At 60.8% G+C, this 16,844-nt stretch carries 12 protein-coding genes and 1 pseudogene; 1 reads left to right on the plus strand and 12 read right to left on the minus strand.

Annotated elements, in window-relative coordinates; genetic code table 11:
• Window positions 1-122: 122 nt before the first annotated feature.
• The 7 genes from pepN to LIX91_RS02815 form a co-directional block, all read right to left on the minus strand.
• Entirely contained in the window at window positions 123-2,789 is a 2,667-nt protein-coding gene (gene pepN / locus LIX91_RS02785) for an aminopeptidase N (protein ID WP_226487950.1), read from the minus strand.
• A gap of 12 nt (window positions 2,790-2,801) precedes the next feature.
• Window positions 2,802-3,635 carry a DUF2797 domain-containing protein gene (locus LIX91_RS02790; RefSeq protein WP_024639083.1) on the minus strand — a complete coding sequence of 278 codons (834 nt, stop codon included), beginning with the start codon at window positions 3,633-3,635 and terminating at the stop codon, window positions 2,802-2,804.
• Window positions 3,632-3,892: a YeaC family protein gene (locus LIX91_RS02795; RefSeq protein WP_003368468.1), complete on the minus strand. Its 261-nt coding sequence runs from the start codon at window positions 3,890-3,892 to the stop codon at window positions 3,632-3,634. The genes LIX91_RS02790 and LIX91_RS02795 overlap by 4 nt, the downstream gene beginning before the upstream one ends.
• A 28-nt stretch (window positions 3,893-3,920) precedes the next feature.
• On the minus strand, window positions 3,921-4,793 hold the full coding sequence (locus tag LIX91_RS02800; protein WP_003415704.1) for a rhomboid family intramembrane serine protease: 873 nt from the start codon (window positions 4,791-4,793) through the stop codon (window positions 3,921-3,923).
• A gap of 2 nt (window positions 4,794-4,795) precedes the next feature.
• A complete protein-coding gene (locus tag LIX91_RS02805; RefSeq protein ID WP_100072732.1) occupies window positions 4,796-5,761 on the minus strand; it encodes a metallophosphoesterase in 966 nt (321 codons plus the stop codon).
• Entirely contained in the window at window positions 5,761-6,651 is an 891-nt protein-coding gene (locus LIX91_RS02810) for an NAD(+) kinase (protein WP_003409651.1), read from the minus strand. The genes LIX91_RS02805 and LIX91_RS02810 overlap by 1 nt, the downstream gene beginning before the upstream one ends.
• 141 nt (window positions 6,652-6,792) lie before the next feature.
• Window positions 6,793-7,860 carry a GGDEF domain-containing protein gene (locus LIX91_RS02815; protein WP_003409649.1) on the minus strand — a complete coding sequence of 356 codons (1,068 nt, stop codon included), beginning with the start codon at window positions 7,858-7,860 and terminating at the stop codon, window positions 6,793-6,795.
• Between the two features lie 371 nt (window positions 7,861-8,231).
• On the opposite strand from LIX91_RS02815, the gene LIX91_RS02820 reads away from it, so the two are divergent.
• Window positions 8,232-9,215, plus strand: a complete 984-nt coding sequence (locus tag LIX91_RS02820; RefSeq protein WP_100072746.1) for a DUF1853 family protein — start codon at window positions 8,232-8,234, stop codon at window positions 9,213-9,215.
• Here LIX91_RS02820 and LIX91_RS02825 read toward each other — a convergent pair.
• From LIX91_RS02825 to LIX91_RS02845, 5 genes and pseudogenes are all read right to left on the minus strand, one after another.
• Window positions 9,181-10,461, minus strand: coding sequence for an arsenic transporter (locus LIX91_RS02825; protein ID WP_003415699.1), 1,281 nt, complete (start codon window positions 10,459-10,461; stop codon window positions 9,181-9,183). The genes LIX91_RS02820 and LIX91_RS02825 overlap by 35 nt on opposite strands.
• Window positions 10,461-11,669, minus strand: a complete 1,209-nt coding sequence (locus LIX91_RS02830) for an MFS transporter (RefSeq protein ID WP_226487951.1) — start codon at window positions 11,667-11,669, stop codon at window positions 10,461-10,463. The genes LIX91_RS02825 and LIX91_RS02830 overlap by 1 nt, the downstream gene beginning before the upstream one ends.
• Before the next feature lie 492 nt (window positions 11,670-12,161).
• Entirely contained in the window at window positions 12,162-13,499 is a 1,338-nt protein-coding gene (locus LIX91_RS02835; RefSeq protein WP_103697461.1) for an MFS transporter, read from the minus strand.
• 148 nt (window positions 13,500-13,647) lie between these two features.
• Window positions 13,648-14,591 (minus strand): annotated as a pseudogene (locus tag LIX91_RS02840) (1-aminocyclopropane-1-carboxylate deaminase/D-cysteine desulfhydrase).
• Window positions 14,592-14,675: 84 nt separating this feature from the next.
• Window positions 14,676-16,715, minus strand: coding sequence for an NADPH-dependent 2,4-dienoyl-CoA reductase (locus LIX91_RS02845; RefSeq protein ID WP_103697459.1), 2,040 nt, complete (start codon window positions 16,713-16,715; stop codon window positions 14,676-14,678).
• Between the last annotated feature and the right edge of the window lie 129 nt (window positions 16,716-16,844).

A 16,844-nucleotide genomic window follows, 5' to 3' on the forward strand; every position in this document is an offset into this window, starting at 1 on the left:
GCTCCCACGAGATGGGCGTATTGCGATGAACGCTTCGAGCATTGCAAAAAAGGCGCTATCCACGTCAGCAGATAGCGCCTTCCTTCTGAGCACCCATCACGCACTCAGCACGGCATCAACCCTTATTCAGCCAGGCTTTTGCTCACCACTTCATACACGTCCGCAGACAGTTTGCCGGAGGCGAGGATGCGTTCCAGCTCGGCTTTCATCAACGCCTGACGGGCGCTGTCGTATTTGCGCCAGCGGGTCAGTGGTGCCAATTGACGCGAAGCGATCTGCGGATTCAGCGCGTTCAGCTCGATGACCAGGTCCGCCAGGAAGCGATAGCCGGAGCCATCTGCCGCGTGGAAGTTGACCAGGTTCTGCCCGGCGAAAGCACCGATCAAGGCACGCACCTTGTTAGGGTTCTTGATGCTGAAGGCCGGGTGCTTCATCAGTTCCTGCACGCGCTGCAGGCCGCCCGGCAGGGTGCTTGCCGCCTGGACGCTGAACCACTGATCCATGACCAGTGCATTGCTCTTGAAGTTCTCGGCAAACACGGCGAGCGCCTTGTCGCGCTCGGCAGTGAACGGCGAATTGACCAGCACGGCCAGCGCAGTCAGGCGCTCGGTCATGTTGTCGCTGGTATCGAACTGATCAATGGTGGCTGCCAGCACCTCCGGCTTGCCGCTGAGCATCAGGTAAGACAGCGCGATGTTCTGCAGGGCACGACGGGCAAAGTGTGCGGCTTCGGCCACATAAGGCGTGACCTTCGACACTTCACGGTTGGCCTGATAGCGCGCCAGCAGCCCATCGAACAGCCCCTCTGCCAACTGCTGACGGGCAAAATCGCGAGCGGCGTGAATGGCATCGACATCGGCCACTTCGCTGATTTCTGCCAGATAAGCCTCGCCCGGCAACGAAAGCATTTCCGCGACCATCGCCTGATCCAGATGATCATCCGCCAGCACGGCGCCCAGTGCGGTAATCAGACGCTGATCCATGACCAGTGGCTGACCTTGCTGATGCTGGCCGATCAGTTCCTGCAATACCTGAACCGACAACTGCTGACCGGCATCCCAACGATTGAAACCATCGCTGTCGTGCTGCATCAGGAACATCAACTGGTCGCGGTCATACGGGAAGCTCAGCTTGACCGGCGCAGAGAAACCGCGCAGCAGCGAAGGCAGCGGCTTTTCGGCGACATCGACGAAGGTGAAGGTCTGCTCGGCGTCGATAACCGACAATACCCGCGTGGTGCCGGTCGCCGCCGTTTCGTTCGCCAGACGCAGGGCAATCTCGCTACCCTTGTTATCCAGCAGCCCCAGTTCGACGGGGATCACGAAGGGTTGCTTCTGGTCGCCAGGCTGGCCCGGTGTGGTCGGGCAGCTCTGGCGGAAGGTCAGACTGTAGGTCTTGGCCGCAGCGTCGTACGACTCGCTGACCGCCAGACGCGGCGTGCCCGCCTGGCTGTACCAGCGCTTGAACTGGGTCAGATCGACGCCATTGGCGTCTTCCATGGCCTTGATGAAGTCATCGCAGGTCACGGCCTGGCCGTCGTGGCGCGCGAAATACAGATCGCTGCCCTTGCGGAATCCTTCAGCCCCCAGCAGGGTGTGAAGCATGCCGACCACTTCCGAGCCCTTTTCGTACACGGTCAGGGTGTAGAAGTTGGAGATTTCGATAAAGCTGTCCGGGCGCACGGCGTGCGCCATCGGGCCTGCGTCTTCGGCGAACTGGTGGGTACGCAGGTAGGCAACGTCCTGAATACGCTTGACCGTGGCCGAGTTCATGTCGGCCGAGAAACCGGCGTCGCGGTACACGGTGAAGCCTTCCTTGAGCGACAGCTGGAACCAGTCACGGCAGGTCACGCGGTTGCCCGACCAGTTGTGGAAGTATTCGTGGGCGACGATCGCTTCGACACGCTGGTGTGCGGCGTCGGTCGCCGTCTCGGCGCGCGCCAGCACGGCGCTGGAGTTGAAGATGTTGAGGCCCTTGTTTTCCATCGCGCCCATGTTGAAGTCGTTGACCGCGACAATCATGAAGATGTCCAGGTCGTACTCGCGACCGTAGGTCTCTTCGTCCCAGCGCATGGACTTTTTCAGGCTGGTCATGGCGTGCTGGCACTTGTCGACGTTTTCTGGCTCGACGTAGATACGCAGGGTCACGTTCCGCTCATTCATGGTGGTGAATGTGTCTTCGATACACCACAGATCACCGGCCACCAGCGCAAACAGGTAGGCCGGTTTCATGAACGGATCTTCCCACGTCGCCCAGTGCCGGCCACCCTCTTCTTCGCCGCTGGCCACCGGGTTGCCGTTGGACAGCAGGATCGGGAAATCCTGCTTGGCGGCGCTGACGGTTGTGGTGAACTTGCTCATCACGTCAGGACGGTCGAGGTAATAGGTGATTTTGCGGAAGCCTTCGGCCTCGCACTGGGTGCAGAACATGCCGCTGGACTTGTACAGCCCTTCCAGTGCGGTGTTGGATTCCGGATGGATGCGCACGGTGCTGTCGACTGTAAAACTGTCAGCCTGTGGGTGCAGGGTCAGATGGTCGTCGGTCAGCTGATAATCCGCAGCGCTCAGCTCGACATCGCTCAGCTTGACCGAAACCAGTTCCAGATGCTGACCGTCGAGCACCAGCGGTGGCAGGCCTGCGCCACGCTCGGGGTTGCGGCGCATGACCAGCTGCGCGTGGACCAGCGAGTGGTCGTCGAACAGTTCGAAGGTCAGGTTCGTCTCATCAATGAGGTACTCGGGAGCCTGGTAATCCTTCAGGTAGATCATTTTCGGTTGTTCGGTGCGCATGCTGGAATCCTTCTACTGATGCACGGCCAGCTGATAGGCCGTGTACTTGCGAATATTGATCACGCCCGTGTCGAAAATCAGGTATTGGCCCTTGATCCCCAGCAGCGTGCCTTCAGCAATCGGGTTCTTGTCCAGATTGAAGCTGACAATCTTGGTCGGATACGCCTCGACCGGGTAACGAAACTCGACAGGCTCGGCGTCATGTAGCAATTGGATGGCCTGCAGCCCGAATCGTTCTTGCAATCCCAGCAGCCCTGCGCCGCAACTGTCGAACAGCTCCTGGCGAATGGCCTTGAGGTCGACAGGTTGAGCGTCGCCCTTGAGCAAGGCACGCCAGTTGGTGCGATCGGCCACCTGGCTGCGCAGCAGGTCTTCGACGAAGCCGGACTGTTGACGGGTTGCCACGCGCAGGATCGGCAGTGCCTGGCTTGCGCCCTGATCCAGCCAGCGGGTCGGCAACTGCGTTGAGCGGGTAATACCGACCTTCACGCCTGACGAATTGGCCAGGTAAACGATGTGATCGGTCATGCAGAACTGCTCGCCCCACGCCGGATCACGGCAAGTGCCTTGATCGTGATGGCATTTCTCCGGGCTCATGATGCACAGGTCGCACTGCGCCAGCTTGAGCATGCACGGGTAGCAGTAACCCTGGCTGTAGCTGGACTTGGTCTTGCGCCCGCAATGACTGCAATGAATGGCGCCGAGAAACTCCAGACGCAGCGTCTTGCCGATCAGCGGGTTGACCGCGATCTCGGTCTCACCGAGGCGAAAAGCGTATTGCACACACGACGTGTCATCCTGACGCGCCGACATTTTGTTGACTGCTCCGCGACCAATTTCGATCAATGAATAGCATCCGATTTGAACAGGATATTGGGCACTGGAGCCGATTTGGAGGCGCATTCCTGCGGCCCCATGTAGCCGGTGCGCTGGTCTTCCGGCAGGTTCTGCGCTTCCCAGGCGATCAGCGCCTGCAGGGACAGCTCACGTTGTTCCTGAGTGAGCTTGCGACCGTCGGACCATTTGCCGATTTCCACAGCCAGTTTCAGGCTCTCGTAGATATCCGGGGTGATGTTTTCGATCATTTCTATAAAAGACGACATGGCGCACTCCAGAAAATAGCGGGTAATTCTAGGCCTTGCGGCGCGCAATCGCACCACCCAGCAGCCCGGTGACACAACCGATGATCAGCCCGCCGACATGCGCACCGTTGGCGATTTCGCCGAAGCCGAGCATGCTCACCAGCCCGGACAGGCACAGCGCCAGCCAGACCAGCATCATTATCAACACGCCGCGCGGCAGACGGTAGACCGGGTTGGGTGCCAGCATCTGGAAAATCCAGCAATGCCCGAGCAGGCCATACAGCACCCCGGACAGTCCGCCAAACAGGCTTGGGCCGCTGAACAGGTATTGCACATAATTTGAAACCGCCGAAAACAGCAAGGTCAGCAACAGCAGCGACAGGCTGCCCTGACGAATTTCGATCCGCCGCCCCAGCTCCCAGAACCACATGCCGTTCATGGCCAGGTGCAGGATGCCGAAGTGGATCAGCATGGGCGAGATGATCCGCCACCACTGTCCGGACGCGAGGCTTTCGGACAACGGCAAAAACGTTGCGTACTCGCCATTGATGCGGAAATCCTGAAAGGTCAGCCAGCGGACGGCTTCGAGGTTATCGCCCAGCAGCGTCAGCCCCGCCACCAGCAAGGTGACCAGCAACACCAGGGCCGTCACCGGACTGCTGCGTAACTGCTCGATCAGGCCGGGTGGCTTGTAGGTGACGCTTCCGCTGTCTTGCGTCAGTTGCACGTGCTCGTCACCTTCGGGAAAGCGCGTGTACAACTCGCGTACTTCTTCGACCAGTCGCGGCGCGTCCGGCACCCACAGGACTTGCTCGCCAGCCTCTTCACTGACCCGGTGAGGAATCTGCAAGCGCAGCAACAGCCTGACAAAACCGCTCAGGTCGGTGGTCAGCGGCAAACGCAGGACAGCTACAGGACTCATTCTCAAACCTCGGGACGCTGCACGTCGACCCAGACGAATTTGTCCGGATCGATCTGTGTTTCCTGGTCCAGCCGATAGGCGACCAGTTTGCCGTAGAGCACGGCGCTGTAATCCAGGCAGGCCAGGTTCGGCCGGATAGGCGCAGGGATGCCGCTACGCCAGTAATGACCGACAAACAGCAGCGGCTCATTGATGCCATACCGCAGCAAGGCGTTTTTCTCCGACGTGGACAGCGGCGTCTTGGCGACCCCTTCGGGCAAGGCGTCCGGCTGAAAGACCACGTCGCCGTAGGTCTGCGGATCATCCTCCCAGAACTTGGTGCGGAAGAATTCGCGGGTCAGGCCATCACCGCCAGTCAGGGTCAGGCCATGCGGCAGGCGCATGTCGGTGCCACGCAGCAGACGGTTGAAGACATTACTGGCGAAACTGCCGGGCACTGCCGACGCCTGAACGAAATGCTTGTCGATACACCCCGTGCCATGCAGGCCCCGCAGCGGATCGATCAGGGTCGCATCCCAGCAGGCATGCACGACCCTGAAGCGACCGGCATCGAGGTACAGCGGTAGCTCGTAGAACCAGTTGACGAACTCGCTCCACTCATCTGCATACTGCTCGAACTGCGCCAGGGTCTCGCCGATCAACCGCGCATGACGCGGGGTGTGCTCACGCACGAACTGGTGACCGCTTTCGGACATGGCCGGTGTCACCCAGCCCAGCGCGTTGAACTCGTGGTTGCCCATGATGCACAACGCCTGACCGGCCTGAACCATGTCGCGGACGATGTGCAGCGATTCGCGAATACGCGGGCCGCGGTCGATGATGTCGCCGAGGAAAATGACGATGCGCTCGGGATGGCGCCACACGCCAGCCTGCAGACGGTAACCGAGAAGTTCCAGCAAGTGCTCGAGGGTATGGGCACACCCGTGCACGTCACCGATCAGATCATAGCCACGCGCCGGATCGAGCATTAATCGCCCCCGCCGCCGAGCTTGCTGCCCCAGCCGAGCTTGGTGCGGCAGACCTCGTAATAGTTGTGATCCAACGGATGGATCAGACGCAGTTTCTGCGGCTTCTTGCTGACCGTAATGGTGTCACCCGGCGCGCAGGTGAAATGATTCTGGCCGTCGCACGACACTTGCGGGTAAATGGTCATGTCCTTGGACACCACGATTTTCAGCTCGCTGTTGCCGTCGACCACGATGGGCCGCCCGGACAAGGTATGCGGGTACATCGGCACGATGACGATGGCGTCGAGCTTGGGGTGCATGATCGGCCCGCCTGCCGACAGCGCGTAGGCCGTCGAGCCGGTCGGCGTGGCGACGATCAGGCCGTCGGCCTTCTGACTGCACACGAACTGACCGTCGATGTAGATCTCGAACTCGATCATGCGCGTGGACTTGCCGGGGTGCAGCACCACGTCGTTGAGCGCATCGCCCTGACCGATGGCCTCGCCGTGGCGACGCACTTCGGCCTGGAGCAGGAAGCGGTTTTCCACCAGGTAATGCCCGTCGAGCACTTCGGCGCATTTGACCTCCAGCTCGTCGGGGCGGATGTCGGTCAGAAAGCCCAGGCTGCCACGGTTGATGCCCAGCACCGGAACGTTATGCCGGGCCAGTGCCCGCGCCGCGCCCAGCAGGCTGCCGTCGCCGCCGACCACAATGACCATGTCGCAGACCTCGCCGAGCATCTTGCGCGATGAGGTCTGCAGGCCATGACCGGGCAGGACCTCGGCGATCGTCTCTTCGAGAATGACGTGCAGGTGGCGGTCCAGCAGGAATCTCTTGAGTCGGCGAACGGTCTCGAGCACCTGAACACTGCCCAGGCGACCGATGATGCCGATATTGCGAAATTGCTCCATGAGGCTCCTGCTGCGGGTTCGAGACGACTTTAAAAACGTGATTATGGGCGAAAGGGCCTGATCGCAGCAAACCGGGGTTTAAAAAGGATTTCGCGGACCTTGCAACAGGGTACGGGCAGCGCGATAAAGTCCGATGCCCGCCTACCGTGTCAGGGCTCGGGTTTTATCGCATTCCATACTGATGCCGCCCGCCTGATGGCCGCCTATCTGCGCACCTCGCCAGAATGCCCGGTCCTTGCCGCCCCGCTTGGCCTGATACAAATTGATGTCGGCAGTCTTGAGCACTTCCGAGCTGTCCGCTGCCGCAGGGATGTCTGCCAGCCCGGCACTGCAGGTCAGCGGGCTGACAGCGAGGGCTTTTCTGATGCACTCCAGCAGGTTCAACACATAATCCCGAGCATCATCTTCGCTGCACATTGGCAGGATCACGCCGAACTCCTCTCCGCCCATTCGTCCGAAGGCGAGACTGCCCACGGTCTTTTGCAAGCAACCAGCCATCACGCGAAGTGCCTGATCACCGGCGTCGTGGCCGAATTGATCATTGATTGTTTTGAAGTCATCAATGTCGAGCATCAGAAAATAACCGGCCGAGTTATTCAGCACATGATTATCCAGTGCCTGCATCAGTGCCCGGCGATTCAATATAGCGGTCAGGTCATCGGTCAGCGACAGTTCGCGAAACTGATGTTCCAGACTCAATACCGTACGAAGTGTGCGCGTGTAAGTATGATTCATCACACTGCCCAGACTGACCGACGTGATAAAGAACAGCGTCATGAACAGAGTCGCGACACTGTCGGTATCGACCCCCTGCGCGGGAGAGAGAATACACCAGGCGAGTACCGCCACCAGCAGATAATCCCGGGTATACACCACTAACAATGTCGAACACAGGATAATCATCACGGCGACCGAGAGTGACCAGTTGATGTCCGTGCCGGTGCGCAAATGGCCCGCCCTTGAAAAGCACAGTGCCACAATGATCACGAATGCCATGCCCACACAGCGCCAGACCCGGAAGTCGGCTGCACGGTATTGCCAGGCGCACGCCCCCAGCAGGCCAAGGGTCAGCAGTATTTCCGGCAGACCGAATTGCAGATACGGCGTGAACGACAGAACAACCAGCCAGCAAACGATGGCAATACATTGCACGCGTGCAATGGCGGGTGAGAGCAGTTGTTTTATCCGGGTCTGCATGTCACCGTTCATAAAAAACTCCAGGCATCCGATTTGCCGAGTCGACTATCCGCCGCATGAAGACCACCTATAATTAAGCAGCCCAAGCGTCGACCGACTGATTGAATGACGTTCACCACAAGGTGACCACAATTGAGACAGACCGGCCAATGAACATGATTGAGCAGTGCCTGAATTGTTTGACGCAAACAATATACTGGATATGAATGACAGTTTGCACAAAGAGAAGGCCACTGATAGTTTTCGATAACCTTTCGTTATTCGATGAACATCCTGTCGCACGTCATACGTCATACGTTGTCTTCGAAGCAGAAACACCAGCGCGAATATGCCGTTTGCCGAACACCCTGTCTGTCAGCGGCGACTCAAGCTATCCTCAGCGCATGACTCTATTTCCCGGCCTGATCGATCTCCCCTGCCAATTGCGGCATTCCGAAGTGCGCGACCTTGCCTGGGTGATCCTCGCGCCACCCATGCTTGAAACTGCACCCTGGCCGCAGCGCCATCCACTGGCGGGCAGCGACTGGGTAAAAGCCCCACAGCAACTGGCGGATTTTCTCTGGCAACTGGACAGCGACAGCCGCCCGCTCGAAAACTGGCTGGCGCAGGCCAGCACGCGAAGACTGGGGCGCTATTACGAGCGGCTCTGGCAATTCGCCGTACAGCATGCGCCGGGGGTGGAAATAATCGCCGCCAACCTGCAGATCAAGCTTGGCAGCCAGACGCTGGGCGAGCTGGACATGCTGCTGCGTGATAATGAAGGCGTGCACCACGTCGAGCTGGCGATCAAGCTCTACCTGGGGCCGCAGGACGGTGATGGCAGCGATCCGGCGCACTGGCTGGGGCCTGGCTGTCAGGACCGGCTGGGCCGCAAGCTGACCCATCTGAGCCAGCATCAGTTGCCGATGTCGGCACGTCCGGAAAGCCGGGCGACGCTGGCAGCGCTGGGGGTCGAAACGTTCAGTGCGCGGTTGTGGCTGGGCGGCTACCTGTTGTATCCGTGGCCAGGCTCATGCCAATCCCCTGCCGGCGTTCATCCGCAGCATCTCAAGGGTCGCTGGCTGCATCAGCGTGACTGGAAGTCATTCCTGGCGCAGAGCCAACCGGGATGCTGGCAGCCCCTGCCTCGCCATGCCTGGCTGGCGCCGGCACTCTATAACGAGGCATGGAGCGATCAGCAGTTGCACGACTGGCTGAGTGAACTCGACCCGCTGGCCCCGGCGCAGCTATTGGTACGCCTCAGGGAAAATGCCGAGGGCCACTGGGAGGAAGCCGAGCGGCTGTTTCTGGTGTCGGACATGTGGCCGAACCTCGCCGATACCAGTCATCCGCTCAACTCAACCGCAATGCCAGCGCAGCCAGTGTGACCAGCAGGACAGGCACGGTCAGCACGATACCGACCTTGAAGTAGTAGCCCCAGCTGATAGTGATGCCCTTGCGCTCCAGGACATGCAGCCAGAGCAGCGTGGCCAGACTGCCGATGGGGGTGATTTTCGGGCCGAGGTCACTGCCGATCACGTTGGCGTAGACCATCGCTTCCTGGATGGCGCCGCTGGCATGACTTGCGTCGATGGACAGCAGCCCGATGAGTACCGTGGGCATGTTGTTCATGATCGAAGACAGGAACGCCGTCATCACACCGGTGCCCATCGCCGCGCCCCAGATGCCATAGCCGGCGAACCAGTCCAGCAGATTGGCCAGGTAATCGGTCAGCCCGGCGTTACGCAGGCCATAGACCACCAGGTACATGCCCAGCGAAAAGACCACGATGTGCCACGGTGCTTCTTTCATCACCTTGCGCGTCTTGATCGTATGCCCTTTGGCGGCGATGCCCAGCAGCAACACTGCGCACACCGACGAGATCGCACTGATCGGGATGCCCAGCGGCTCAAGGGCAAAACAGCCCACCAGCAGAATCACCAGCACTGCCCAACCGGCCAGAAACGTGGCGCGGTCATGGATGACCGTTTCCGGCTTGTCCAGCTGCTCGGGCTCGAACTCGGCGGGAATATCCCGACGGAAGTACCACATCAGCACGGCCAGGGTGGCGGCAACACTGGCCAGATTCACCGGCACCATGACCGCTGCGTAACGGTTGAAACCGATCTTGAAGTAATCCGCCGACACGATGTTCACAAGGTTCGATACCACCAGCGGCAGGCTGGCCGTATCGGCGATGAAACCGGCCGCCATGACGAACGCCAGCGTCGAGGCAGGCGAGAAGCGCAACGCCAGCATCATGGCAATGACTATCGGGGTGAGGATCAGCACGGCACCATCGTTGGCGAACAAGGCGGATACCAGCGCGCCGAACAGCACGAACAGGGCAAACAGACGGCGCCCGTTGCCCTTGCCCCAGCGCGCCACATGCAGCGCTGCCCAGGCGAAGAAACCGGCCTCATCGAGCAGCAGCGTGATGATGATCAGCGAAATGAACGTTGCCGTGGCATTCCAGATGATGCCCCACACCACAGCGATGTCACTGACGTGCACGACGCCTGTCAGCAGGGCCAGGATCGCCCCGAGTACGGCGCTCCAGCCTACGCCCAGCCCCTTGGGTTGCCAGATGACCAGCGTGATGGTGAACAGGAAAATCAGCGTCGCTATCAGCATTATTTGGTCCGAGGCAGAAGAATCGCGAGGAAGCCGAGCAGCGGCAGGTACGAGCACAGCGTGTAGACGAACAGGATGCCGTGGCTGTCAGCCAGATAGCCGAGCAAGGCAGCGCCGATGCCGCCGAAGCCGAACATCAGGCCGAAGAACAGCCCGGCGATCATGCCCACGTTGCCAGGCACCAGCTCCTGGGCGTAGACCACGATGGCGGAAAACGCCGAGGCCAGGACAAAGCCGATGATCACACTGAGTACGCTGGTCCAGAACAGATCGGCATAGGGCAGCGCCAGGGTGAACGGCGCAGCACCAAGAATCGAGAACCAGATCACCGCCTTGCGGCCAATGCGGTCACCGATCGGCCCGCCGAAAAAGGTCCCCGCCGCCACGGCGCCCAGAAACAGGAACAGGTGCAATTGCGAGCTGGCAACCGACAGGTCAAATTTCTCGATCAGGTAGAAGGTGAAATAGCTGGTCAGGCTGGTCATGTAGAAGAACTTGGAAAACACCAGAAACGCCAGCACTGCCAACGAGGCGATCACGCGCTTTCTGGACAGACCATGAGTGGCGGCCTGACCGGCCTTGAGCTTGAACAGGTTGAGGTGCGCGCGATACCAGCGGCTGATTGCATACAGCAGCCCCAGCGAGAACAACGCAAACAGGCCGATCCAGGCGACATTGCCCTGGCCGAACGGGATGATGATCGCCGCGGCCAGCAACGGTCCGAACGCAGTGCCTGTGTTGCCACCGACCTGAAAGGTCGATTGCGCGAGCCCGTAGCGACCACCGGAGGCCAGTCGCGCGATACGCGAGGCTTCCGGGTGGAACGTTGACGAGCCGATGCCGATCAACGCGGCGGCCAGCAGGATCAAGGGGAAGCTGCCGACCATCGACATCATCACGATGCCGATCAGCGTGCAGATCGATCCGACGGGCAGTACCAGCGGGTTGGGATGGCGGTCAGTGTAATAACCGACCCAGGGCTGCAGCAGCGAGGCTGTGATCTGAAATGTCAGGGTAATCAGGCCGATCTGGGTGAAGCTCAGGTCGTAGCTGGCCTTGAGCATGGGGTAGATCGACGGGAGGATGGCTTGGATCAGGTCGTTGACCAGGTGCGCGAGGGCAACGGCACCGATGATGCGCATCACCAGCGGGCTGGCTTGAGGGGTGGTCGAGGCCTTCGCCGTCGCGGGCGGAGCACTGGTCGCCATGGTATTTATCCGTAAAAGGGTTCGCGGTTCGCCCGGTACGGATGATTACAAGATGTGTCACGCGTACCGGGGCGCGCCAATGTGCCATTTTTCGGGGCGACTGTGCCACGTTTTGTTGCGTTTTTGCTGACGGGTCGGAAAGTGCTCTGCCGGGCATGGTTCTTTCCTGTGTCTGACTATAGTGCCGATGCTCCGCGCTCAGCGTTATACACACATCTGTTTTTGATTCTGGCCGAAGGCCGTGAGAGCGAACTTGTTCGCGAAAGCGCCGGCACATTCACTGAAAATACATCGTCTGAAATGACGCCTTCACGAACAAGCGAAGCCTCGCCCGGTCTGCTCCCATGCCCTGCGGGCAGGAGCCTGAAAGCGCCGTCCTCCCGGCTCTTCAGCACTTGTGTATAAAGATGAGCGCTGCGCGTGGTAATGCAGTTCGTGACGCTCTGCGTCACACAGCGTTCTGCGATGTGAGCGATGTTGTGGCCCTAGTCTTCAGGCAATTGACCCCACCACCGGCTCCTCGCCTGCAATAGGCACATCATGCAGCGAGATTTTCGAGGTTTCCGGCAGGGCCATGCCGCCGGCCATTGCCAGTGCTGCCACGGCGATGAGGTAGAACGCGGGCGACAGGTTGCTGCCGGTCATGCTGATCAGCCAGGTTGCCACCAGCGGCGCGGTGCCGCCGAACAGGGTGTAGGCCATGTTGTAGGTGATCGCCGAGGCGGTGTAGCGGGTACGGGTGGGAAAGGTTTCGGACAGCAGTGCAGCCGTTACCACACCGCATAGCACTGCACCCACGGCGAGCAGCATGACGCCGATGATAGAGGCGATGAACGAGCCGGAGCTGGCCATCAGGAATGACGGAATCACCACGACCATCAACAGAATGCAGGCCGTCGCCATGGTGACCCGGCGCCCTACCCGATCCGAATAGGCACCGGCCAGTGGGCAGAGGGCCGCGGCGAAGGCCAGCGCGATCAACGAGACCAGCAGCGCCGTTGCCCTGCTCAATCCACCGGCCACTTGCAGGTAGGTCGCGAAATAGGTGGTGAACATATAGAACGACAACGCCGTCAATGACACGAATGCGCCCAGACAGCACATCGCCGCCGCGTGATGGCGCAAGGTGTCCTTGAGTGGCGAGTGAGCAACGGCGTGCTCTTGAGCGACCGCCTGAAACGCCGGGGTCTCGTCGAGCTTCCAGCGCAGGTACAGCCCGACCAGCCCCAGCGGTGCAGCAATCAGAAACGGCAGACGCCAGCCCCAGTTACCCATGGCCTCGGTCGACAGAAACGACTCCAGCGCATAGGCCACCACTGCCGCGGCAGCGAACGCGGAGAACGTCGAGACCGGAACGAAACTGCCATACCAGGCACGCTGCGTGCGTGGTGCGTGCTCCATGAGGTAGGCGCAGGCGCCGGCATACTCCCCGCCAGCCGAGAAACCCTGGGCACAGCGAATGATGGTCAGCAGCACCGGCGCCATCACACCGATCGCGGCATAGGTCGGTAACAGGCCGATCAGCGTGGTGGCGCCGGCCATCAGCAGGATGGTCATCGCCAGGGTTTTCTTGCGCCCGATCCGGTCACCCAGCATGCCGAAGAAAATCCCGCCCAGCGGTCTGAATGCGAAGGCCACGGCGAACACGGCAAAGGTCTTCAGCAACGCCGCACTGCTGTCGCCGCTGGGGAAAAACTGCAGCGCGATCGTCGTCGCCAGAAAGCCATACACGGCAAAATCGAACCACTCGACGAAGTTGCCGATGGCCGCAGCAACGATGACTTTTTTCAGCGTGGCAGGATCGACTTGCTCTACGGTAGTAGTTGTCATGGCAGGCCTCGGCGTCTTGATCGGGAATGGATCGATTATCGAGACAGCGACCCGGATGCCCCTCTCCAGAAGTGTCATCCACGTAGTCAGGGCCGACGTCTCGCCATCGAACTGCGCAGAATTCATGCCAAAGGCTCTGCTACGTGGTTTACAGGCCCATCGCACGTCGCCCCTGAAGGCCCCCGGTGTGCACGAAGACCAGGCGCGTGCAGGGCGCGAAACGACCGGCCAGCACCTCATCCTGCAGGGCCAGCAACGCCTTGCCGGTGTACAGCGGCTCTAGAGGTACGCCGCTCTGCGCCTCGCTGGCGGCAATGAAGTCGAGCAGCGCCGCGTCGGTTCTGGCGAAAGCGCCGCGGCTGGCATCGAGCAGAACACAGCCAGGGGGCAGGCACGGTTTGACATCCGCGTGAGCGCCAGACGCCTCATTCAGCACCGCGATAATGTTTTGCGCGACCCCATGATCCTCGGGCACAGCCATCGCCCCATACACCGGACGAGCGCCCGCCTCGGCCAACAGCAAGCCGGCCAGTGTGGTTCCGGTGCCTGCCGCCAGCCACCATCCGTGGTAATCGTCCCAGCCCAGATGCGCGAGCTGCGCGTCGAGCATTGCCCGCAGCCGACCGCACCCCAACGCACCGGCAAGCCCGCCACCGCCTTCGGCAATCGGATAAAGACCTGGATAGCGGGCCTGCCACGGCAACCAGAAGCCCGTAGCATGCCGCTCGCGATAACCGGCGTAACCCAGCCAGTGCAGTTGCATGCCGAAAGCCTGCAGATCGAGCACCGTCGGCGTCTGCTGAGCATGACCGCGCAACAGGCCGACCGTCGGGAAACCGAAGCGTTTGCCTGTTGCGGCCAGAGCATGCAGATGATTGGAGTGAGCGCCGCCAAGGCTGATCAATCCCTCGGCACCCGAATCGACAGCCAGGCTCAGGTGCTCGCTGAGCTTGAACCATTTGTTGCCGCTGATCAGCGCGTCGATGAGGTCCAGGCGCAGAATCGCAACCTCGACCCCGGCTTTTTGCAGCCAGGGCAGGTTCAAGCGTTCCAGGGGAGCAGTGGTTGCCAGCCAAGGGCGTCGAGCATCATGCGCCGCAGTTTACAGCCAAGCCGTTTCCGGGTCTTCGCCGGTCAGCAGGCTGCGTTGCGAAACCCTTGATCAGGCGTTGTCTGTCACAGGGTGGCGGCCAGACGTGAGCCTTGGTCGATGGCCCGTTTGGCGTCCAGCTCTGCGGCAACATCCGCGCCGCCGATCAGGTGCACGCTTTGCCCGGCATTGAGCAGATCGTCATACAGTTCGCGTAACGGGTCCTGCCCGGCACAGATCACCACGTTATCCACCGCCAGCAGCTTTTCCTCGCCGTCTTCGCCGATGCGAATATGCAGCCCTGCATCGTCAATTTTCAGGTACTGCACGGCATTGAGCATCTGCACCTGTTTGTTCTTGAGCCCCGTGCGGTGAATCCAGCCGGTGGTCTTGCCCAGGCCGTCGCCGACCTTGGAGCTCTTGCGCTGCAAGAGAAACACCTGACGTGCCGGCGCGTGGACTTCGGGCTTGACCCCGGCGACACCGCCGCGGGCCTGCAAGGTCGTGTCGATGCCCCACTCTTTCCAGAAAGCCTCGCGATCCAGACTGGTGGCCACGCCCTGGTGCACGAGAAATTCCGACACATCGAAACCGATGCCACCTGCACCTATCACTGCCACGCGGCGCCCGACCGGCTTGCGCTGCAATATGACGTCCAGATAGCTCAACACCATGGGGTTATCGATGCCGGGGATGGCCGGCGTGCGTGGCGCGATGCCGGTCGCCAGAATCACCTCGTCAAAGCCTGCGCCCAGCAAGTCTGCGGCCTTTACCCGATTGCCGAGGCGCAACTGAACACCGGTCTCCTGCACTTTGTTGCGGAAGTAACGCAGGGTTTCGGCGAACTCCTCCTTGCCCGGCACGCGCTTGGCGATATTGAACTGGCCACCGATTTCGCTGGCCGAATCGAACAGCGTCACCTCATGCCCGCGCTGTGCGGCGACAGTTGCAGCGGCCAGACCGGCAGGACCGGCGCCCACCACGGCAATTTTCCTGACCTGCAGGGTGGGCAGGTAATTGAGCTCGGTCTCGTGGCAGGCACGCGGATTGACCAGACAGCTGGTCAGCTTGCCGCCGAAGGTATGGTCGAGGCAGGCCTGGTTGCAGCCGATGCAGGTGTTGATGCGTTCGGCATGGCCGGCAGCAGCCTTGTTAACGAACTCGGGATCGGCCAGAAACGGACGAGCCATCGAGACCATGTCTGCATCACCTTCGCTGAGAATGCGCTCGGCGACTTCCGGGGTATTGATGCGGTTGGTGGTAATCAGCGGGATGTTCACCGAGCCGCGCAGTTTGGCAGTGACCTTGCTGAACGCGGCGCGCGGCACCTTGGTGGCGATGGTCGGAATGCGCGCTTCATGCCAGCCGATGCCGGTGTTGATCAGCGTCGCACCGGCCTGTTCGACCGCCTTGGCCAGCTCGACGATTTCTTCCCAACTGCTGCCGCCTTCCACAAGGTCGAGCATCGACAGGCGAAAGATGATGATGAACTGCGCACCGACTGCCTCACGCACGCGCCTGACGATCTCGACCGCCAGACGCATGCGGTTTTCATAGCTGCCGCCCCAACGGTCGGTCCGGTGGTTGGTATGCGCGGCCAGGAACTGATTGATGAAGTAGCCTTCCGAGCCCATGATTTCGACACCGTCATAACCGGCGCTGCGGGCCAGTGTCGAACAGGTCACGAAATCGGCGATCTGCTTTTCGATGCCTTCTTCGTCCAGCTCTCGCGGCGTAAACGGGTTGATCGGCGCCTGAATGGCGCTCGGCGCGACCTGCTTGCGGCTGTAGGCGTAACGACCGGCGTGGAGAATCTGCAGGCAGATCTTGCCGCCAGCCTCGTGCACCGCACGCGTCACAATGCGATGGCGATCTGCTTCTTCGGCGTTGGTGAGTTTTGCCGCGCCATCATAGACACCGCCCTCTTCGTTGGGCGCGATGCCGCCGGTGACCATCAGCCCGACCCCGCCGCGGGCGCGCTCGGCAAAGTAGGTCGCCATGCGCTCGAAGCCGCCCGGCCGCTCTTCAAGACCGGTGTGCATCGAGCCCATCAGGGTGCGGTTGCGCAAGGTCGTGAAGCCCAAGTCCAGCGGGGCCAGCAGGTGCGGATAATGAGCAGCAGTCATGGCGAAGCTCCATCGAGTCAATCACGCAATAGCAAGGACCTCTGCGGGTCCTCTGGTTCATGGGCAACAGTAAAGACGCATCCCGCCACACACTCAATGACCGAAAGTGACAAGTTATTGATCCAAACG

The organism is Pseudomonas sp. B20 (assembly GCF_020515755.1).
GTDB classification, from domain to species: domain Bacteria; phylum Pseudomonadota; class Gammaproteobacteria; order Pseudomonadales; family Pseudomonadaceae; genus Aquipseudomonas; species Aquipseudomonas syringae.

What these genes read in the sequence shown, in the direction of transcription:
- pepN (WP_226487950.1), bottom strand. Translation starts at nt 2,789, where the DNA reads ATGCGCACCGAACAACCGAAAATGATCTACCTGAAGGATTACCAGGCT.
- LIX91_RS02795 (WP_003368468.1), bottom strand. Translation starts at nt 3,892, where the DNA reads ATGTCGTCTTTTATAGAAATGATCGAAAACATCACCCCGGATATCTAC.
- LIX91_RS02800 (WP_003415704.1), bottom strand. Translation starts at nt 4,793, where the DNA reads ATGAGTCCTGTAGCTGTCCTGCGTTTGCCGCTGACCACCGACCTGAGC.
- LIX91_RS02805 (WP_100072732.1), bottom strand. Translation starts at nt 5,761, where the DNA reads ATGCTCGATCCGGCGCGTGGCTATGATCTGATCGGTGACGTGCACGGG.
- LIX91_RS02810 (WP_003409651.1), bottom strand. Translation starts at nt 6,651, where the DNA reads ATGGAGCAATTTCGCAATATCGGCATCATCGGTCGCCTGGGCAGTGTT.
- LIX91_RS02815 (WP_003409649.1), bottom strand. Translation starts at nt 7,860, where the DNA reads ATGAACGGTGACATGCAGACCCGGATAAAACAACTGCTCTCACCCGCC.
- LIX91_RS02820 (WP_100072746.1), top strand. Translation starts at nt 8,232, where the DNA reads ATGACTCTATTTCCCGGCCTGATCGATCTCCCCTGCCAATTGCGGCAT.
- LIX91_RS02825 (WP_003415699.1), bottom strand. Translation starts at nt 10,461, where the DNA reads ATGCTGATAGCGACGCTGATTTTCCTGTTCACCATCACGCTGGTCATC.
- LIX91_RS02830 (WP_226487951.1), bottom strand. Translation starts at nt 11,669, where the DNA reads ATGGCGACCAGTGCTCCGCCCGCGACGGCGAAGGCCTCGACCACCCCT.
- LIX91_RS02835 (WP_103697461.1), bottom strand. Translation starts at nt 13,499, where the DNA reads ATGACAACTACTACCGTAGAGCAAGTCGATCCTGCCACGCTGAAAAAA.
- LIX91_RS02845 (WP_103697459.1), bottom strand. Translation starts at nt 16,715, where the DNA reads ATGACTGCTGCTCATTATCCGCACCTGCTGGCCCCGCTGGACTTGGGC.